Origin of the sequence: Cognatilysobacter terrigena, from assembly GCF_004361065.1 — a bacterium.
In the GTDB taxonomy this organism is placed as follows: Bacteria; Pseudomonadota; Gammaproteobacteria; order Xanthomonadales; family Xanthomonadaceae; genus Cognatilysobacter; species Cognatilysobacter terrigena.
On the sequence record NZ_SELT01000023.1, the window covers coordinates 1 to 16,237 of the forward strand.

The following is a 16,237-nucleotide window of genomic DNA, read 5'->3' on the forward strand; positions in this document are numbered from 1 at the left end:
CCCGTCCGCCGCTCGCCGGCATCCCGAAGGACCCGCTGCCGCTCGACTTGCATGTGTTAGGCCTGCCGCCAGCGTTCACTCTGAGCCAGGATCAAACTCTTCACTTAAGTTTTGCAACCAATCCCGAAGGATCGGCTAAAGCTTTGAAGTGCAGAGCCCGTCCAGGCATCAAAAACTCGCTTGCATTTGCATGCATGTAAATCTTTGTGCTTGGTACGAGACATCTGCGATGGACAGTCATCCACCACCAGACGCCCGCACAAGTCACCTGCGCACACTGTCAAAGATCACCAGACTTCGGCCTCAGCGCCTCGTCCCTTTTCCCTCTCGAACCGACCTCAGTCCGTCCGAGTGAGCCGCCCATTTTAGAGCAGTTTCGATCACTGTCAACACCCTGTGATCGAGGTTTTTTTGCTCCGTTGGGGTCCCGAATCGCGCTTGGCGATGCGTTCCCTTCAGCGGGGCCGCGCATTGTGCACATGCCCCTGATGTTTGGGAAGAGGCAATTTGCGATGCGCTGAAATCGGTTCATCGACACTTGACCGAGACACGTGCGTACCGGAACGTCGTCCGCACTTTCGGAGGGCGTGCGATGAAAAACGGCTGGCTTTTGGCGTTCGCGATGCTGCTGATCAGCGGCTGTGCGACCGGTCATGACGCATGGGTCGAACTCGGCGGCAAGCGCTACGTGGTGGAGATCGCCAACACCGAGGAGACGCGCGAACGCGGCCTCATGTTCCGCGAGGAGATGGCCGCCGACCACGGCATGCTGTTCCTGCACGACCGCGAGGAACCCCTCGCCTACTGGATGAAGCACACCAAGATTCCGCTCGACATCCTCTACTTCGACACCGGCCGCAAGCTGGTCTCACAGCAGCGCGATGTGCCGCCCTGCACGCTGGGCGACGCCTGCCCGCCGTATCCCAGCGGAACGCCGGCGCGCTACGTGCTGGAGCTCAACGCGGGCCAGGCCGAACAACTGAAGCTGCAGAACGGCGCAGAACTGAAGCTCGGGCCAGGGATTCCGCCGCTCAAGTAAGCGATCAGACTTCGGTCATCTCGAAGTCATCCTTGGTGACACCGCAGTCCGGGCACGTCCACGTGTCCGGCACGTCTTCCCAGCGCGTACCCGGCGCGATGCCCTCTTCCGGGAGTCCCTTCGCCTCGTCGTAGATGAAACCGCAGACGACGCACATCCACGTGCGGTAGGGAGCGGCGTTTTCTGCGGGGATCGACATGAGCGGATAATGCGTGGATTGCGGGCCCGCATTGTCCCACCCGCCCCGTTTTGCGGAAAGCATGCCTTCCAACCAGCCGCTTTGGCCGCGCCGTGGCCTGTATGCGATCACGCCGGATGAGCCCGAGACCGGCCGCCTCGTCGCGCGCGTCGCACCCGTACTCGACGCGGGCGCCGCGGTGCTGCAGTACCGCAACAAGGCAGCCGACGACGCGCGTCGTCGCGAGCAGGCGTTGGCACTTCAACCGCTGTGTCGCGATTACCACGTGCCGCTGATCGTGAACGACGACTGGCGTCTTGCGGCCGAGATCGGTGCGGACGGTGCGCATCTCGGCGGCGATGACGGCGACCTCCACGACGCACGCCGCGCGATGGGGACAAGCGCTGTCATCGGCGCGTCCTGCTATGACGACCTCAACCGCGCGCGTCGTGCGATCGACGCCGGCGCCAGTTACATCGCGTTCGGCGCGTTCTTTCCGTCCGGCACCAAACCGAATGCGCGACGTGCATCGCCACAACTGCTACTCGACAGCGCGGCGTTCGGCGTTCCGCGCGTCGCCATCGGTGGCGTCACCCCGGCCAACGCACCGCTGCTCATCAACGCCGGCGCCGATCTCATCGCAGTGATCGGCGGCCTGTTCGAATCGCCCGACCCGCGCGCCGCTGCGCGCGCCTACATCGACTGTTTCAAGGATCCTGCATGAACCACACCACGTCCGAGCGCCTGTTCGCGCGCGCGTCCGAATTGCTGCCTGGCGGCGTGAACTCGCCGGTTCGCGCGTTCCGCTCCGTCGGCGGCACGCCGTTCTTCGCGCAGCGTGCGGAGGGTGCGTACCTGTACGACGTCGACGGCAATCGTTACGTGGACTACGTCGGCTCGTGGGGGCCGATGATCGCGGGCCACGCGCATCCGCGTGTGCTCGAAGCCGTCGAACGCACGATGCGCAACGGGCTCAGCTTCGGCGTGCCGAATCCGCTCGAGGTCGACATGGCGGAAGCGATCACGCGCATCGTGCCGAGCTGCGAGATGGTGCGCATGGTGAACTCGGGCACCGAAGCGACACTGTCGGCGATCCGCCTTGCGCGCGGCGCGACCGGCCGCTCGCGCATCGTGAAGTTCGAAGGCTGCTACCACGGGCACGGGGACAGTTTCCTCGTCAAAGCCGGCAGCGGTGTCATGACGCTGGGCCTTCCGAATTCGCCGGGCGTGCCGTCCGCTTTGGCCGATCTCACGCTCACGCTTCCGTACAACGACTTCGACGCCGCCACTGCGCTGTTCGAGGAAGTCGGTGCGGACATCGCCGCGCTCATCATCGAACCCATCGTCGGCAACGCGAACTGCATCCTGCCGCGCGACGGCTACCTGCAGCACCTGCGCGCGCTGTGCACCACGCACGGCGCGCTGCTGATCTTCGACGAAGTGATGACGGGCTTCCGTGTCGCGCTCGGCGGCGCGCAGCAGCGTTACGGAATCACGCCGGACCTGTCGACGTTCGGAAAGATCATCGGCGGCGGCATGCCGGTAGGCGCATACGGCGGGCGTCGCGACCTCATGCAGCAGATCGCGCCGGCCGGACCGATCTACCAGGCGGGCACGCTGAGCGGCAATCCGGTCGCCATGGCAGCGGGCCTCGCGACGCTGGAGCTCATCCAGGCACCGGGCTTCCACCAGGCACTGGAGCGCACGACGCACGCGCTCTGCGACGGCCTCGAAGCCGCCGCGCGCGACGCCGGCATCGCGTTCCACACCACGCGCGCACCGGGCATGTTCGGCCTGTACTTCCGCAAGGGTCCGGTGGAGACGTTCGAGGACGCGAAGGCGTCCGACACCGCGCGCTTCAATCGATTCGTCCACGCGATGCTGGAGCGAGGCGTCTACCTCGCGCCGTCCGCGTTCGAGGCCGGCTTCGTGTCGAGCGCACACGGCGAAGCCGAGATCGCGCACACGATCGCCGCAGCGCGCGAGGCGTTCGCCGCGCTGTGACGACCGGCGCGCCGTCGCGGGTGCTGTTCGACCCCGACGGCGTGCCCGCGTACTACGGCTTCGGCTGAGCGACGAAATCGCGCAGCGCGTCGCCGAGACGGCGCAGGCCGTCGGCGATGTCGGCGTCGCTGATGTTGAGCGCGGGCACGAAGCGCAGCACGTCCGGGCCGGCCTGAAGCAGCAGCAGGCCGTGGTCGACGCAACGGTCGAGGATTTCTGCGGCGCGACCGGCGAATTCCGGTCGTAGCTGCGCGCCGATCATCAGGCCGCGTCCACGCACTTCCGCGAACAGGCCGAGTTCGCGATCGAGCGCGGCAAGCGCGTCGCGGATCACCTGCGCCTGCTTCGCGACGTTGCCGAGCACAGTCTCCGACGACAGTTCGCTCAGGGCCGCAAGCGCGACGGCCGCCGCGAGCGGGTTGCCGCCGAACGTCGTGCCGTGCGCGCCGAACTGCAGCGTCTCCGCAGCGCGCGATCCGGCGAGCATGGCGCCGATCGGGAAACCGCTGCCGAGCGCCTTCGCGAGCGACACGACGTCGGGTTTCACACCGTAGTCCTGCCACGCGAACAGCTTGCCGGTGCGGCCCATGCCGCACTGGATCTCGTCGAACATCAACAGCGCGCCGTGCGTGTCGCAGAGTTCGCGCAACGCGGCGAGGAATTCGGGTGCGGCCGGCATGACGCCGCCCTCGCCCTGCACGGGCTCGACGAGCACGGCGCAGACGTCGCCCGCGGCCATCGCCGCGCGCGCGCCGTCGACATCATTGAACTTCGCGTAGCGGAAGCCCGGCGGCAGCGGTTCGAAACCTTCCTGGTACTTGGGCTGCGCCGTCGCGGTGACGGTGGTCAGCGTGCGGCCGTGGAAGCTGCCTTCGAAGGTGAGGATGGTGCGGCGCGACGGCTCGCGGCCCTGCGCGGTCGCCCAGCGACGCGCGAGCTTGATGGCGGCTTCGTTCGCTTCCGCGCCGGAATTGCAGAGGAACACGCGCTCGGCGAAACCGGACGCTTCCACCAGCGCTTCGGCCAGCCGCAGCGGCGGCTCGGAGACGAAGACATTGCTGGTGTGCCAGAGCTTGGCGGACTGCGTCGTCAGCGCGTCGATCAGGGCGGGGTGCGCATGGCCGAGCGCGTTGACGGCGATGCCGGCGCCGAAATCCACGTATTCGCGGCCGTCGCGATCCCAGACGCGGGCACCGCGGCCGTGGTCGAGCACGATGCGGCGCGGGCGGTAGACGGGGACGTAGTAGCGGTCGGCGAGACCGAGAAGCGAGTGGGAATCGGACATCGGAATGGCAGGCGGGCGCCGGCTCGGCGCGTCGCCATTGTCGGGCATCCGTCAGCGGCAGGACGCGACGCGTGACGCCTTCCGTCGAACGCTGCGTCGCAAAGCGAGCTCAGTCGAGCGCTTGCTCAGGCCGAGCCGCCGCGTTACCAGACGCCGGTATTCGCCATCGACTGCCACGGCTCCTGCGGCGCGAGCGGCGAGCCCTTCTGCAGCAGTTCGACGGAGATCAGGTCCGGCGAGCGCACGAACGCCATGTGGCCGTCGCGCGGCGGGCGGTTGATCGTGTAGCCCATCGACAGCAGGTGTTCGCACTTCGCGTAGATGTCGTCCACCGCGAACGCGAGGTGGCCGAAGTTGCGCGCGGTGCCGTAATCCTCGTCGTCGTAGTTCCAGGTGAGCTCGATCTCCGACTCCGGGTTCTCGGGCGCGCCGAGGTAGACCAGCGTGAAGCGGCCCTGCGGATAGTCGCGGCGGCGGTTCTCGACCAGGCCGAGTCCGTCGCACCAGAAGCGCAGCGAGGCGTCGAGATCGCGGACGCGGACCATGGCGTGCAGGTACTTCATCGGATCACCTCAGAGGAACAGGTCGGGCAGGAGCGGCTTGGAAGGATCGACGGCATAGCGTGCGAAATCGGTGACACCGGCTTCGCGCAGCACGTCCTCGTCGATGAAGAAGCGGCCGGTCGCTTCGCGTGCGGGGCGCGTCAGGATCGCGTGCGCGGCGTCGGCGACGATCTCGGGGCGACGGCACATTGCGGCGTCTACGCCCGGGATCATGTTGATCGCATCGGTCGCAATGATCGTCTTCGGCCACAGCGCGTTGATCGCAACGCCCTGCTCGCGGAATTCGGCGGCGAGACCGAGCGTCACGAAGCTCATGCCCATCTTCGCGAGCGTGTAGCCGGTGTGCGGGCCCCACCATTTCGGGTCGAGGCTCGGCGGCGGCGCGAGCGTGAGCACGTGCGGATCGGGCGATTGCAGCAGCTGCGGCAGGCAGGCCTGCGTCACGAGGAACGTGCCGCGCGCGTTGACCTGCTGCATGAGGTCGAATCGCTTCATCGGCGTGTCGAGCGCACCGCGCAGCCAGATCGCGCTCGCGTTGTTGACGAGGATGTCGATGCCACCAAACGTGTCGGCCGTCGCGGCGACCGCCGCACGTACTTCGTCTTCTTCACGGATGTCGCACTGGAGCGCGAGCGGATTGCCGCCGGCTTTCGCGACTTCCTCGGCGACGGTGTGGATCGTGCCGGGCAGCTTCGGATTCGGCACGCCGGACTTGGCGACGATCGCGACATTCGCGCGGTCGGCCGCTGCGCGCAACGCGATCGCGCGGCCGATGCCACGGGACGCGCCGGTGATGAAAACGGTCTTGCCGGAAAGGGTGGTCATGGGGCCGTCCGTTGGTGGATCAGGGCTTGGGACCCTGCCCTTCGTTGTCTTCCCAGTGCAGGACGCGCCGGGTGATGAAGCGGTAGCCGTGCTTGCCCGTCGCGAACCAGGCCTCGCGCACCCACGAGCGGCGTTTGAGCACGCGGCGTTCGACCGGCGTCAGCGCGTCGGGGCAGTACGTGCGCTTGTGCTTGAGCAGATGACGCAGATCCTCGCGCGCGAGGAGGCGCATCCACGGCGAGCGGGCGCGACCGCGGCTCGCGAGCTGGAAGTCGATGATCGCGGGCGAGCCGTCGTCGAGGACGAGCCAGTTCGCTTCCTTCGCGAGGTCGTTGTGCGCGAGGCCGCGCCGATGCAGCCGCTGCAGCAGGCGTCGCGCCTCGCGGAAATAGACCACGTCACCACGCGGCGGGCGCTGGTACATCGCGGCGCCGCTCATGTAGCTGCGATCGAGGCGTCGCCCGTCCCAGCGCAGCAGCTGCGGCACCGCGTCGACCCCGCGCACCGCCTCGAGCCCGCGCGCTTCGCGGCGCGCGAGCCACCATGCGGGCAGGCGCAACCACAGCGGCACATGCGCGAGGTCGCGCCGCACGAACACACGCTCGCCCTCGCGCATCAGCGCGATGCGGCCGAAGCTGTCGGCCTTGAGCGCCTCGATTTCGACGGGCATTGCGGTGGTCGGCGCTGAATCCATTGCGTGAAGTGTACGGGCCACATCGACGCGGCCGCTTCCGCTGTCGCAGCCGCTGGCGATAATCGGGCCGATGACATCCGCCTGGCTCGACTCCGCCACCGCCTGGATCAGCGCGCATCCGCTCGCGGCCGGCGCGCTCATCTTCCTCGTCGCGTTCTGCGATGCGGTCATCGTGCTCGGCATCGTGGTGCCCGCGATGCCGCTGCTGTTCGCGGTCGGCACGCTGATCGGCTTGGGCCACGTCAACGGGCCGTATGCGGTCGCGAGCGCAGCGCTGGGCGCGTTCATCGGCGACGGCATGAGCTACTGGATCGGACGCCGCTTCGGGCCGCAGCTGCGCACGCGCGGACCATTCGCGCGTTGGCCGCAGTGGCTGGAGCGCGGCGAAGGCATGTTCCGGCGCCACGGCACCAAGAGCATCTTCATCGCGCGCTTCGTCGGCGCGGTGCGGCCGTTCGTGCCCGCGATCGCGGGCATGCTGCACGTGCCGACCGTGCGCTACCTCGTGCCGAGCGCGACCGCGTGCGCGGGCTGGGCGGTCGCGTTCCTCGCTCCGGGCTGGGTGCTCGGGGCGTCGTACGAGGCGGTGGAAGCGGTCGCGGACCGGCTCGCGCTGGTGCTCGGCGGATTGCTGGTCGCGATCGCGACCGCGTGGGCGGTGGTGCTCTACACGTGGCGCTGGTTCGCGGGTCATGCGGACTCGCTGCTGGCGCGCCTGTTGCGGTGGTCGCGTCGTCATCCGCGCCTCGGCCGCTACGCCGTAGCGCTGGTCGATCCGAACCGGCCGGAGGCGCCGTCGCTGGCGGTGCTCGCCGTATGCCTGCTCGCGATCAGTTGCGTGTGGTTCTCGCTGGTGGCGCTGCTGGTCGCGAATGGCGGGCCGCTCGGCATCGACTACCGCGTGCACGACATCATGATGTCGCTGCGCAATCCGCTCGCGGATCGCATGATGGCCGCGCTGGCGAGCTTGGGCGATGCCGAAGTGCTCGGCCCCGCAGCGGCCGTCGCGCTGCTCTATCTCGCCTGGCGTCGACGCTGGATGGCGGCGGCGCACTGGCTTGCGGCCGTCGTGTTCGGCCTTGCGCTGACGACGATGTTGCAGGCGGTGGTCGACATGCCGCGTCCGCCGACCGCGCCGCCCGGCTTCGGCTTTCCGTCCGGCGCGGTGACGATGATGACGGTGGTGCTCGGCTTCTTCGCCGTGCTGATCGCACGCGAACTGCCGGGGCGGCAGCGCGTGTGGCCGTACCTGCTCACGGGCGTGTTGACGACGGTGGTGGGCGTCGCGCGGCTGTACCTGGGCGCGCATTGGACCAGCGACGTCGTCGGCGGCACGGTGTTCGGCATCGTCTGGCTGCTCGTGCTCGGCCTCGCCTATCGAAGGCACTTCACGCGCTCGTTCTGGATGCGGCCGCTGGCGACGTTGTTCTACGTCGCGCTGCTGGTGGGTGCGCTGTGGCATGCGCCGCGCGCGTCCGCGCCATTGCTCGCGCGCTTCACGCCGCCCGAAGCGACGCTCGTCCTGCAGACCGATGGCTGGTGGGCGCGCGACTGGCAACGGCTGCCCCACACGCGCGACGAAAATGCGCGCCACGGCGGTGCGCCGCTGAACGTGCAGATCGCGGGCGATCTCGCGCCGGTACGCCGCGTGCTCGAGGCGCGCGGCTGGCGCGTGCAGCCGCAGGCCGACTGGAAATCGGTGCTCGGCCTGCTCGACGACGACACGCCCGCAGGTCGCCAACCCGTCCTGCCGGCGAGCTTCGACGCCCGCGCGGAGACGCTGCTGTTCGTGCACGACGGCGCGCGATTCGACGAACGCTTCGTCCTACGCATCTGGCCTGCACCCGCGCGCCTCAGCGACGGCACGCCACTGTGGATCGGCAGTACGCAGCGGCTGGTGTTGGCGCGCCCGCTCGACGCCTTCGCGCTGTGGCGGCCCCAGCCGTTCATCGCGGTCGACGCGGAGCCGGCCTTCGAAGCGCTGCGCACGCTGCCGTCATCCGAAACAATCAATGCGCACGGCACGCATGTGCTGCGCGTGCGCACTTCGCACTAGGTTGCGGTTCAGCGCGGCGCCATCGCGCGCCGCGGCACATCGATCAACCCGCGGGCTTCACGCCTTCGGCGCGCAGCAGTTCGACGAAGCGACGCGGCGCGCCGTCGAAACCGCCGTTCGACATGAACACCACGTGGTCGCCGGGATGCACGCGCTCGCGCAGTTCGCGCATCAGCGTGTCGACGTCGGGCACGGTGAGGCCATCGCCTCGCAGCGCGCCGACGACCTTGGTCGCATCCCACGGCAGTTCCGGGCGATGCAGGAAGACGACGGCATCCGCCTGCGCGAGCGACGGCGCGAGTGCATCGGAGTGCGCGCCGAGGCGCATCGAATTGCTGCGCGGTTCCATGGCGACCGCGATGCGTGCGTCGCCCACCTTGCTGCGCAGGCCTTCCAGCGTGGTTTCGATCGCGGTGGGGTGATGCGCGAAATCGTCGTACACCGCGACGTCGCCGACGATGCCCACCACTTCCATGCGCCGCTTGACGCTTTTGAAGCGGGCGAGCGCCGGGATGACCTTGCGCGGCTCGACGCCGACCGCGTGCACCGCAGCGAGCGCCGCCAGCGCGTTCATCACGTTATGGCGGCCGAGCAGCGACCAGTGCACTTCGCCCTGCTCCTTGCCCTGGTGCAGCACGACGAACTTCGAGCCATCCGGTTCGGTCAGGCGCGCGGTCCAGTCGAATGGCTTGGCGTTCACGTCGGCATCGGCGAGACCGAACGTCTCGACCGGCGTCCAGCAGCCCATCTCCAGCACCTCGGCGATGCGCGCGTCCTCGCCGTTGACGATCAGGCGACCGCGACGCGGCACCGTGCGCACGAGATGGTGGAACTGGCGCTGGATCGCCTGCACGTCCGGGAAGATATCGGCGTGATCGAACTCGAGATTGTTGAGGATCGCGACCGTCGGCCGGTAGTGCACGAACTTGCTGCGCTTGTCGAAGAACGCGGTGTCGTACTCGTCGGCTTCGACGACGAATTCCTTGCCGCTGCCGATGCGCGCAGAGACGCCGAAATCCTCGGCGACGCCGCCGATCAGGAAACCCGGATCGCGGTGCGCGGCTTCGAGCAGGAACGAGAGAATCGTCGTCGTCGTGGTCTTGCCGTGCGTGCCGGCGACAGCCACCGTTTCGCGGCCGGGTAGCACGTTCTCGGCGAGCCACTGCGCGCCGGAGGTGTAATCCATCTGCGCATCGAGCACGTGCTCGACCGCCGGATTGCCGCGCGACAGCGCGTTGCCGACGACGACCTGGTCGCAGTCGGTGTCGATCCATTCCGGCGAATAGCCCTGCGCGAGCTGGATGCCGAGCTGCTCGAGCTGCGTCGACATCGGCGGATAGATCGCCTGGTCGGTGCCCTGCACGTCGTGGCCGAGCTCGCGGGCGAGCGCTGCGACGCCGCCCATGAAGGTGCCCGCGATGCCGAGGAGGTGGAGTTTCAAGATCGGACGCTCCGGAGTGCTACGGGCGTGAATCCTGCTCCGTGGCGGATCGCCGCGCCGTCGATGCGGTGTCGATGGACGCGGCGCCGCGGGCGCCGCGATGAATCAGCCGACCTCTTTGACCGGCGCGATCGTCTCGACGATGCGGTTGAACACGTCGTCGAGCGAGCCCACGCCGTCCACGACCTTGAGCTGGCCGTGCTGGCGGTAGTACTCGACGACCGGCGCGGTCGAGTCGTTGTAGATCTGCAGGCGCTTGCGCACGGATTCCGGCGAGTCGTCCTCGCGGCCTTCGGCCTTGGCGCGGCCGGCAATGCGCTCGACCAGCAGTTCGGTCGGCACGTCGAGGAACACGGCGTGGTCCATCGGCTGGCCGATGCGCTCGAGCAGCGTGCCCATCGCGTCGGCCTGCGCGAGGTTGCGCGGGTAGCCATCGAGGATGAAGCCGTTGCGGGTGTCGGGACGCGAGAAGCGGTCTTCCAGCATGCCGAGCAGGATGCCGTCGCTGACGAGCTCGCCGCGGGCCATCACGGCCTTGGCTTCCAGGCCCAGCGGGCTACCGGCGGCGACTTCGGCGCGCAGCAGGTCGCCCGTCGAAATGTGCGGTACCTGCAGGTGCTCCCTGAGCCGCGTGGCCTGCGTGCCCTTGCCCGAGCCCGGGGCTCCCAGAAGTACCAATCGCATTCGTCGCTCCTGATGGATCTTTCCGGCACGTTCGCGGCCGCTCCAGGCGGCCCGACGCCGTTACCGGCATGATGGCGGCAGCTTACCGCATACCGTCCCGAATCCTCGAATCGCCATGGCCGCCGGAACCCTTCTCTACGCCCAGTCGGGCGGCGTCACCGCCGTCATCAACGCCACCGCGTCCGCGGTGATCCAGGCCGGCCGCCGACACGGTCTGCGCGTGCTCGCGGGGCGGAACGGCATCCTCGGCGTGCTGCGCGAGCAGCTGATCGACACGACGCCGCTGCCGGCGTCGACGGTCAAGGCGCTCGCGCACACCCCGGGCGGGGCGTTCGGCTCGTGCCGCTACAAGCTCAAGTCGCTCGATGCCGACCGTGCGAAGTACGAGCGGCTGATCGAGGTCTTCAAGGCGCACGACGTGCGCTACTTCCTCTACAACGGCGGCAACGATTCGGCGGACACGTCGCTCAAGGTGTCGCAGATCGCCGCCGAGTTCGGCTATCCGCTGACGTGCGTTGGCGTGCCGAAGACGGTCGACAACGACCTCGCGGTGACGGACACCTGCCCGGGCTTCGGGTCCGCCGCGAAGTACACCGCGGTGTCGGTGCGCGAGGCCGCGCTCGACGTCGCTGCGATGGCCGATACGTCAACCAAGGTGTTCGTCTACGAGGCGATGGGCCGCCATGCCGGCTGGCTCGCGGCTGCGGGCGGACTGGCGGGGCGCACTGACGACGAGGCACCGCATCTCATTCTCTTCCCCGAGCGCGCGTACGACGAGGCGGCGTTCCTCGCGAAGGTGCGCGAGGTCGTCGAGCGCGTCGGCTATTGCGTCGTGGTCGCGAGCGAAGGCATCCGCACGGCCGACGGCACGTTCGTCGCGGACGCGGGTGCCGGCAAGGATGCGTTCGGCCACACGCAGCTCGGCGGTGTCGCCTCCTTGCTCGCCGCGCGCGTCAAGGACGCGCTGGGCTACAAGGTGCATTGGACGCTGCCGGATTACTTGCAGCGCTCGGCGCGGCATCTCGCGTCGGAAACGGACCTGAAACAGGCCATCGCGGTCGGCACGGCAGCCGTCGACTACGCGGTGAAAGGTCGCAACGCCGTCATGCCCGTCATCAAGCGAATAAAGGATCGCCCGTATCGCTGGACGATCGAACCTGCGCACCTGTCCGACATCGCGAACCACGAACGCACGATGCCGGACGACTTCATTCGCGAAGACGGCTACGGCATTACGGATGCAGCGCGTCGGTATCTCGAGCCTTTGATTCGTGGCGAGGCGCCGCCGCCGTATGGGCGGGATGGCGTTCCGAAGTACGCACGCATCGACGCGTCGTACGTGGATAAGCGATTGGCGTCGTACGCGCCCTGATGGCTTGCGCGACCCGCGTGGGTCGTCGAAACTCGCCGCGCCGATGTCGGGATCCGCTGGGGAGCGGTCGAGCGTCGGCGACAGGGGACTTCCATGCCGAGCAATGCTGCACGCGCTTTCGTGCGCGTGCGAACCGGCGCGTTGCTGCTTGCAGTCGCGTCGTTACCCGTCGTGGCGACCGCCACCGACGCAAACCACACCGCCGCGTCTCGCGCCGGCGCGCCACCCGCGCAAGCGGTGGCCGCATCGGGCAGCGCCGACGCCGTGACGCCCGCAGCGCCCGCCGACACTCCGACTTGTGGATGCGCACCCGCGGGAACACCGGTGGTCATCGAGGTCCTCGATCGCATCGTCTCGGACGAGCGCAAGAGCGGTGACCCGTTCTCCTTCAGGCTTGCACAGCCAGTGGTGGTCGACGGCCATGACGTGATTCCGGCTGGCACGCATGGCGTGGGTGAAGTCGTGCATGCAGCACCCGCGCACGGATCGGGCCAGGCCGGCGAGCTGATCCTCGCGGCGCGCTACCTCGAAGTCGGCGACCGACGCGTCGCCCTTCGCGGCATGAAGCTCGCCGGCGCGGGCGACGACCGCAGCGGAATGTCCGCCGGCGTCAGTATCGCCATCGGCGTCTTCGCCATGTTCATCCACGGCGGCGAAATGGAAGTGCCCGTCGGCGCGATCGCCCGCGCGAAGCTCGCGGAAGCATATGTCGTGCCGACGTCGGACGTCGTCGCGCCGTCTTCCGCCGCGACCTCTTCTTCAACCGCTGCACCGTCCACACAGGAGTGACACGTGATCCGTATTGCCTCTTTGCTTCTCGCCTTCTCGCTCGCCATGCCGTTCGCCGCGACCGCTGATGACACCACGGAAACACCCGCCGCTGCCGCTGCGATGGACGTGCAGAACCCGATCGGTCCCGCGCCCGCCGGCAAGGGCCAGATCGTCTTCTATCGCGAGCCGAAGTTCGTCGGCGGCGGTGTCGGCTTCAAGGTGCGCGAAGGCGAGAACGAGATCGTCAAGCTGAAGAACGGAACGTATTTCGTTGCGACCGTCGAACCCGGCAAGCACGAATACAACATGCACGGCGAAGTGAAGGACGTGCTGCCGCTCGAGATCGAAGCGGACGAGACCTATTACGTGAAGGCCAGCATCTCGATGGGCATCGTCGCGGGCCGCCCCAACCTCGCGCCATCGGACGAAGCCGGCTTCCTGGCCGCGCTGAAGAAGCTGAAGCCTGCCAAGGCGCCCTGATCCAACCGATGCGTCGCAAAACGAACGGGCCGCGTGAGCGGCCCGTTTTCATGTCACACCCGACGAAGCGCGATCACCCGCCGCACGGCTTTCCCTCGATCGCAAGCTTCGCCGTGTACGCCGGCGTCGGCGCCGCCTTTCCGGCCGCGGCCTTCGCGTCCTGCAGGTACAGACGCGCGCGACCCTGCTCGTCGAGCTTCAGCGTCTTCGCGTCGGCCTGCAGACGCCAGATCTCCACGACGGCCTGTAACCCCTGGCAATCCTTCGACGGAATATGCACGACATCGTTGAGTTTCCAGCCCGAAGCTTCGCTCGGCTTCGCCTTTTCCGGATTCAACAGACGCGCGCGCGCCTGGCAGGTGGGGCTGCTGCGCACGGGCGTGAGCTTGTACGGCGTCTTGGCGTCGCCGGTGAACGTGCCTTCGAGCCACGCGCAGGCTTCGGGAATGCCGCGTGCCAGATGGGTGACGCCATTGGCCTGCGGCGTGCCGACGGGGCGCTGGATCTCGGGCGTCGCGGCGGACGCGAGGCCCACGCCGAGGACGAGGCTGGAAGCGAAGACGGCAACGCGCATGGATTCGATCTCCGGTCGATTGGCGGCGAGCCTCGCACGCACGCACTGAACCGCGCATTCACCCGTCCGCCCGCTTGCCATCACGCAGCGCAGCATTCGTTGTCGCAACGCCTGTGCCATAGTCGGACGGTCCGCGCGGTCGAGGCCGCTGGGGGCCTCAAACACCGTTGTCCGATGTCCACTTTCTAGTTGGGGAGGGGGTTCATGCTGGAGCAGCACGGTTTGACCTTGGCGGTGGCCTGCGCCGTCGTCGCGATCCTGTACGGGATCATTTCCGCGCGGTGGATTACCGCGCAGCCTGCCGGCAACGAACGCATGCAACAGATCGCCGGCGCGATCCAGGAAGGCGCGCGGGCCTACCTCAATCGCCAGTACACGACGATCGGCGTCGCGGGCATCGTCCTGTTCGTGCTGATCGGCGTGTTCCTGTCGTGGCCGACCGCCATCGGTTTCCTCATCGGTGCGGTGCTTTCGGGCGCAGCGGGCTATATCGGCATGAACGTGTCGGTCCGTGCGAACGTGCGCACGGCGGAAGCGGCGCGTCGCGGCATCGGGCCGGCGATGAACGTCGCCTTCCGGGGCGGTGCGATCACCGGCATGCTCGTCGTCGGCCTCGGCCTGCTCGGCGTCGCCGGCTACTTCGCACTGCTCCACCTGCACATGGGCTACAGCGAGGAGGACTCGCTGCACGCGCTGGTCGGCCTCGCGTTCGGCTCGTCGCTCATTTCGATCTTCGCGCGACTCGGCGGCGGCATCTTCACCAAGGGCGCGGACGTCGGCGCGGATCTCGTCGGCAAGGTCGAGGCCGGCATTCCGGAAGATGACCCGCGCAACCCGGCGGTGATCGCGGACAACGTCGGTGACAACGTCGGCGACTGCGCGGGCATGGCGGCCGACCTCTTCGAAACCTACGCGGTGACGGTGATCGCGACGATGCTGCTCGGCGGCCTGATGGCGGCGGACGCGGGGCGCAATGCGGTGCTCTACCCGCTCGTGCTCGGCGGCGTGTCGATCATCGCGTCGATCTTCGGCACGTTCGTGGTGAAGGTCGGCCCTGGCGGTTCGATCATGGGCGCGCTGTATCGCGGCGTGATCGTGTCGGCGGTGCTCGCGGCGATCGCGTTCTTCTTCGTCACGCAGCAGCTGATGGGCGATTCGAAGTACGGCGCGATGTCGCTGTACTACTGCGCGCTGATCGGCCTCGCGCTCACCGGGGCGATCGTGTGGATCACCGAGTACTACACCGGCACGCAGTACAAGCCGGTGCGCCACGTAGCGCAGGCGTCGACCACCGGCCACGGCACGAACATCATCGCGGGCCTGGGCGTGTCGATGAAGTCGACGGCGATGCCGGTCATCGCGGTGTGCATCGCGATCTGGGGTGCCTACGCGCTGGGCGGCCTGTACGGCATCGCCATCGCGGCGACGGCCATGCTGTCGATGGCCGGCATGATCGTCGCGCTCGACGCCTACGGCCCGATCACCGACAACGCCGGCGGCATCGCGGAGATGAGCGAGCTGCCGAGCGAAGTGCGTGACGTCACCGATCCGCTCGACGCGGTGGGCAATACGACGAAGGCGGTGACCAAGGGCTATGCGATCGGCTCGGCCGCGCTCGCCGCGCTCGTACTGTTCGCCGACTACACGCACAACCTGCAGACGACGCATCCGGGCGTGACGTTCGCGTTCGACCTGTCCGACCACATGGTGATCATCGGCCTGCTCATCGGCGGCCTGATCCCCTATCTGTTCGGCGCGATGGCGATGGAAGCGGTCGGTCGCGCGGCGGGTGCGGTGGTCGAGGAAGTGCGTCGCCAGTTCCGCGACATCCCGGGAATCATGCAGGGCACCGGCAAGCCGCAGTACGACCGCGCGGTCGACATGCTGACGAAGTCGGCGATTAAGGAAATGATCCTGCCGTCGCTGCTGCCCGTGGCGGTGCCGATCCTCGTCGGCCTGCTGCTCGGCCCGCGTGCGCTCGGCGGCGTGCTGATCGGCACGATCGTCACCGGCCTGTTCGTCGCGATCTCGATGACCACCGGCGGCGGTGCCTGGGACAACGCCAAGAAGTACATCGAGGACGGCCACTTCGGCGGTAAGGGCTCCGAGGCGCACAAGGCGGCGGTCACCGGCGACACGGTCGGCGATCCCTACAAGGACACGGCGGGCCCGGCGGTGAACCCGCTGATCAAGATCATCAACATCGTCGCGCTGCTGCTGGTGCCGCTGCTGGGCAACTGATCGACATTGCCGGTGTGATCGCGAAGGGCG

General features: G+C 68.1%; 16 protein-coding genes and 1 rRNA gene. 8 read left to right on the forward strand and 9 right to left on the reverse strand.

Annotated features, from left to right (window positions below):
* Nucleotides 1-107 (reverse strand): 16S ribosomal RNA (locus tag EVS83_RS12410); the annotation flags it as partial.
* Nucleotides 108-592: 485 nt separating this feature from the next.
* Between EVS83_RS12410 and EVS83_RS12415 the strand changes: the two genes are divergently transcribed.
* A complete protein-coding gene (locus EVS83_RS12415; protein ID WP_133501357.1) occupies nucleotides 593-1,039 on the forward strand; it encodes a DUF192 domain-containing protein in 447 nt (148 codons plus the stop codon).
* 4 nt (nucleotides 1,040-1,043) lie between these two features.
* Here the strand turns inward: EVS83_RS12415 and EVS83_RS12420 are convergent, their stop codons facing one another.
* On the reverse strand, nucleotides 1,044-1,238 hold the full coding sequence (locus tag EVS83_RS12420; protein ID WP_133501358.1) for a rubredoxin: 195 nt from the start codon (nucleotides 1,236-1,238) through the stop codon (nucleotides 1,044-1,046).
* A gap of 61 nt (nucleotides 1,239-1,299) precedes the next feature.
* On the opposite strand from EVS83_RS12420, the gene thiE reads away from it, so the two are divergent.
* Nucleotides 1,300-1,941 (forward strand): thiamine phosphate synthase, encoded by a 642-nt coding sequence (thiE, locus tag EVS83_RS12425; protein ID WP_133501359.1) that lies wholly within the window; start codon nucleotides 1,300-1,302, stop codon nucleotides 1,939-1,941.
* Nucleotides 1,938-3,221 carry a glutamate-1-semialdehyde 2,1-aminomutase gene (gene hemL / locus EVS83_RS12430; RefSeq protein WP_133501360.1) on the forward strand — a complete coding sequence of 428 codons (1,284 nt, stop codon included), beginning with the start codon at nucleotides 1,938-1,940 and terminating at the stop codon, nucleotides 3,219-3,221. The genes thiE and hemL overlap by 4 nt, the downstream gene beginning before the upstream one ends.
* Nucleotides 3,222-3,273: 52 nt before the next feature.
* On the opposite strand, the gene EVS83_RS12435 is transcribed toward hemL, so the two are convergent.
* The 4 genes from EVS83_RS12435 to EVS83_RS12450 form a co-directional block, all read right to left on the reverse strand.
* On the reverse strand, nucleotides 3,274-4,506 hold the full coding sequence (locus EVS83_RS12435) for an aspartate aminotransferase family protein (protein WP_133501361.1): 1,233 nt from the start codon (nucleotides 4,504-4,506) through the stop codon (nucleotides 3,274-3,276).
* A gap of 143 nt (nucleotides 4,507-4,649) precedes the next feature.
* Nucleotides 4,650-5,069, reverse strand: a complete 420-nt coding sequence (locus EVS83_RS12440; protein ID WP_133501362.1) for a VOC family protein — start codon at nucleotides 5,067-5,069, stop codon at nucleotides 4,650-4,652.
* A gap of 9 nt (nucleotides 5,070-5,078) precedes the next feature.
* Nucleotides 5,079-5,894, reverse strand: coding sequence for an SDR family oxidoreductase (locus tag EVS83_RS12445; protein ID WP_133501363.1), 816 nt, complete (start codon nucleotides 5,892-5,894; stop codon nucleotides 5,079-5,081).
* Between the two features lie 19 nt (nucleotides 5,895-5,913).
* Nucleotides 5,914-6,564, reverse strand: coding sequence for a protein kinase family protein (locus EVS83_RS12450; RefSeq protein WP_246022933.1), 651 nt, complete (start codon nucleotides 6,562-6,564; stop codon nucleotides 5,914-5,916).
* A gap of 94 nt (nucleotides 6,565-6,658) precedes the next feature.
* Here EVS83_RS12450 and EVS83_RS12455 point away from each other — a divergent pair, with 94 nt between their 5' ends.
* Complete coding sequence (locus EVS83_RS12455; RefSeq protein WP_133501365.1) at nucleotides 6,659-8,644, forward strand: bifunctional DedA family/phosphatase PAP2 family protein; 1,986 nt, start codon at nucleotides 6,659-6,661, stop codon at nucleotides 8,642-8,644.
* 43 nt (nucleotides 8,645-8,687) lie between these two features.
* Here the strand turns inward: EVS83_RS12455 and mpl are convergent, their stop codons facing one another.
* The gene (gene mpl / locus EVS83_RS12460; protein ID WP_133501366.1) at nucleotides 8,688-10,088 is read right to left on the reverse strand and encodes a UDP-N-acetylmuramate:L-alanyl-gamma-D-glutamyl-meso-diaminopimelate ligase; all 1,401 of its coding nucleotides are present in this window, start codon (nucleotides 10,086-10,088) and stop codon (nucleotides 8,688-8,690) included.
* Between the two features lie 102 nt (nucleotides 10,089-10,190).
* Nucleotides 10,191-10,769 carry an adenylate kinase gene (locus EVS83_RS12465; RefSeq protein ID WP_133501367.1) on the reverse strand — a complete coding sequence of 193 codons (579 nt, stop codon included), beginning with the start codon at nucleotides 10,767-10,769 and terminating at the stop codon, nucleotides 10,191-10,193.
* Between the two features lie 115 nt (nucleotides 10,770-10,884).
* Between EVS83_RS12465 and EVS83_RS12470 the strand changes: the two genes are divergently transcribed.
* From EVS83_RS12470 to EVS83_RS12480, 3 genes are all read left to right on the forward strand, one after another.
* On the forward strand, nucleotides 10,885-12,141 hold the full coding sequence (locus EVS83_RS12470) for a 6-phosphofructokinase (protein ID WP_133501368.1): 1,257 nt from the start codon (nucleotides 10,885-10,887) through the stop codon (nucleotides 12,139-12,141).
* Nucleotides 12,142-12,465: 324 nt separating this feature from the next.
* Nucleotides 12,466-12,930 (forward strand): hypothetical protein, encoded by a 465-nt coding sequence (locus EVS83_RS12475; protein ID WP_133501369.1) that lies wholly within the window; start codon nucleotides 12,466-12,468, stop codon nucleotides 12,928-12,930.
* A gap of 3 nt (nucleotides 12,931-12,933) precedes the next feature.
* Complete coding sequence (locus tag EVS83_RS12480; RefSeq protein WP_133501370.1) at nucleotides 12,934-13,392, forward strand: DUF2846 domain-containing protein; 459 nt, start codon at nucleotides 12,934-12,936, stop codon at nucleotides 13,390-13,392.
* Between the two features lie 73 nt (nucleotides 13,393-13,465).
* Here the strand turns inward: EVS83_RS12480 and EVS83_RS12485 are convergent, their stop codons facing one another.
* A complete protein-coding gene (locus EVS83_RS12485) occupies nucleotides 13,466-13,966 on the reverse strand; it encodes a hypothetical protein (protein ID WP_133501371.1) in 501 nt (166 codons plus the stop codon).
* A 204-nt stretch (nucleotides 13,967-14,170) separates the two neighbouring features.
* Here EVS83_RS12485 and EVS83_RS12490 point away from each other — a divergent pair, with 204 nt between their 5' ends.
* Nucleotides 14,171-16,207: a sodium-translocating pyrophosphatase gene (locus tag EVS83_RS12490; RefSeq protein WP_133501372.1), complete on the forward strand. Its 2,037-nt coding sequence runs from the start codon at nucleotides 14,171-14,173 to the stop codon at nucleotides 16,205-16,207.
* Nucleotides 16,208-16,237 lie beyond the last annotated feature (30 nt).

Bases quoted from the DNA above. Each gene is read 5' to 3' on its own strand.
- EVS83_RS12420 (WP_133501358.1), bottom strand. From the start codon at position 1,238: ATGTCGATCCCCGCAGAAAACGCCGCTCCCTACCGCACGTGGATGTGC.
- EVS83_RS12415 (WP_133501357.1), top strand. From the start codon at position 593: ATGAAAAACGGCTGGCTTTTGGCGTTCGCGATGCTGCTGATCAGCGGC.
- EVS83_RS12435 (WP_133501361.1), bottom strand. From the start codon at position 4,506: ATGTCCGATTCCCACTCGCTTCTCGGTCTCGCCGACCGCTACTACGTC.
- EVS83_RS12445 (WP_133501363.1), bottom strand. From the start codon at position 5,894: ATGACCACCCTTTCCGGCAAGACCGTTTTCATCACCGGCGCGTCCCGT.
- EVS83_RS12490 (WP_133501372.1), top strand. From the start codon at position 14,171: ATGCTGGAGCAGCACGGTTTGACCTTGGCGGTGGCCTGCGCCGTCGTC.
- EVS83_RS12485 (WP_133501371.1), bottom strand. From the start codon at position 13,966: ATGCGCGTTGCCGTCTTCGCTTCCAGCCTCGTCCTCGGCGTGGGCCTC.
- thiE (WP_133501359.1), top strand. From the start codon at position 1,300: ATGCCTTCCAACCAGCCGCTTTGGCCGCGCCGTGGCCTGTATGCGATC.
- hemL (WP_133501360.1), top strand. From the start codon at position 1,938: ATGAACCACACCACGTCCGAGCGCCTGTTCGCGCGCGCGTCCGAATTG.
- EVS83_RS12470 (WP_133501368.1), top strand. From the start codon at position 10,885: ATGGCCGCCGGAACCCTTCTCTACGCCCAGTCGGGCGGCGTCACCGCC.
- EVS83_RS12440 (WP_133501362.1), bottom strand. From the start codon at position 5,069: ATGAAGTACCTGCACGCCATGGTCCGCGTCCGCGATCTCGACGCCTCG.
- EVS83_RS12450 (WP_246022933.1), bottom strand. From the start codon at position 6,564: ATGCCCGTCGAAATCGAGGCGCTCAAGGCCGACAGCTTCGGCCGCATC.
- EVS83_RS12455 (WP_133501365.1), top strand. From the start codon at position 6,659: ATGACATCCGCCTGGCTCGACTCCGCCACCGCCTGGATCAGCGCGCAT.
- EVS83_RS12465 (WP_133501367.1), bottom strand. From the start codon at position 10,769: ATGCGATTGGTACTTCTGGGAGCCCCGGGCTCGGGCAAGGGCACGCAG.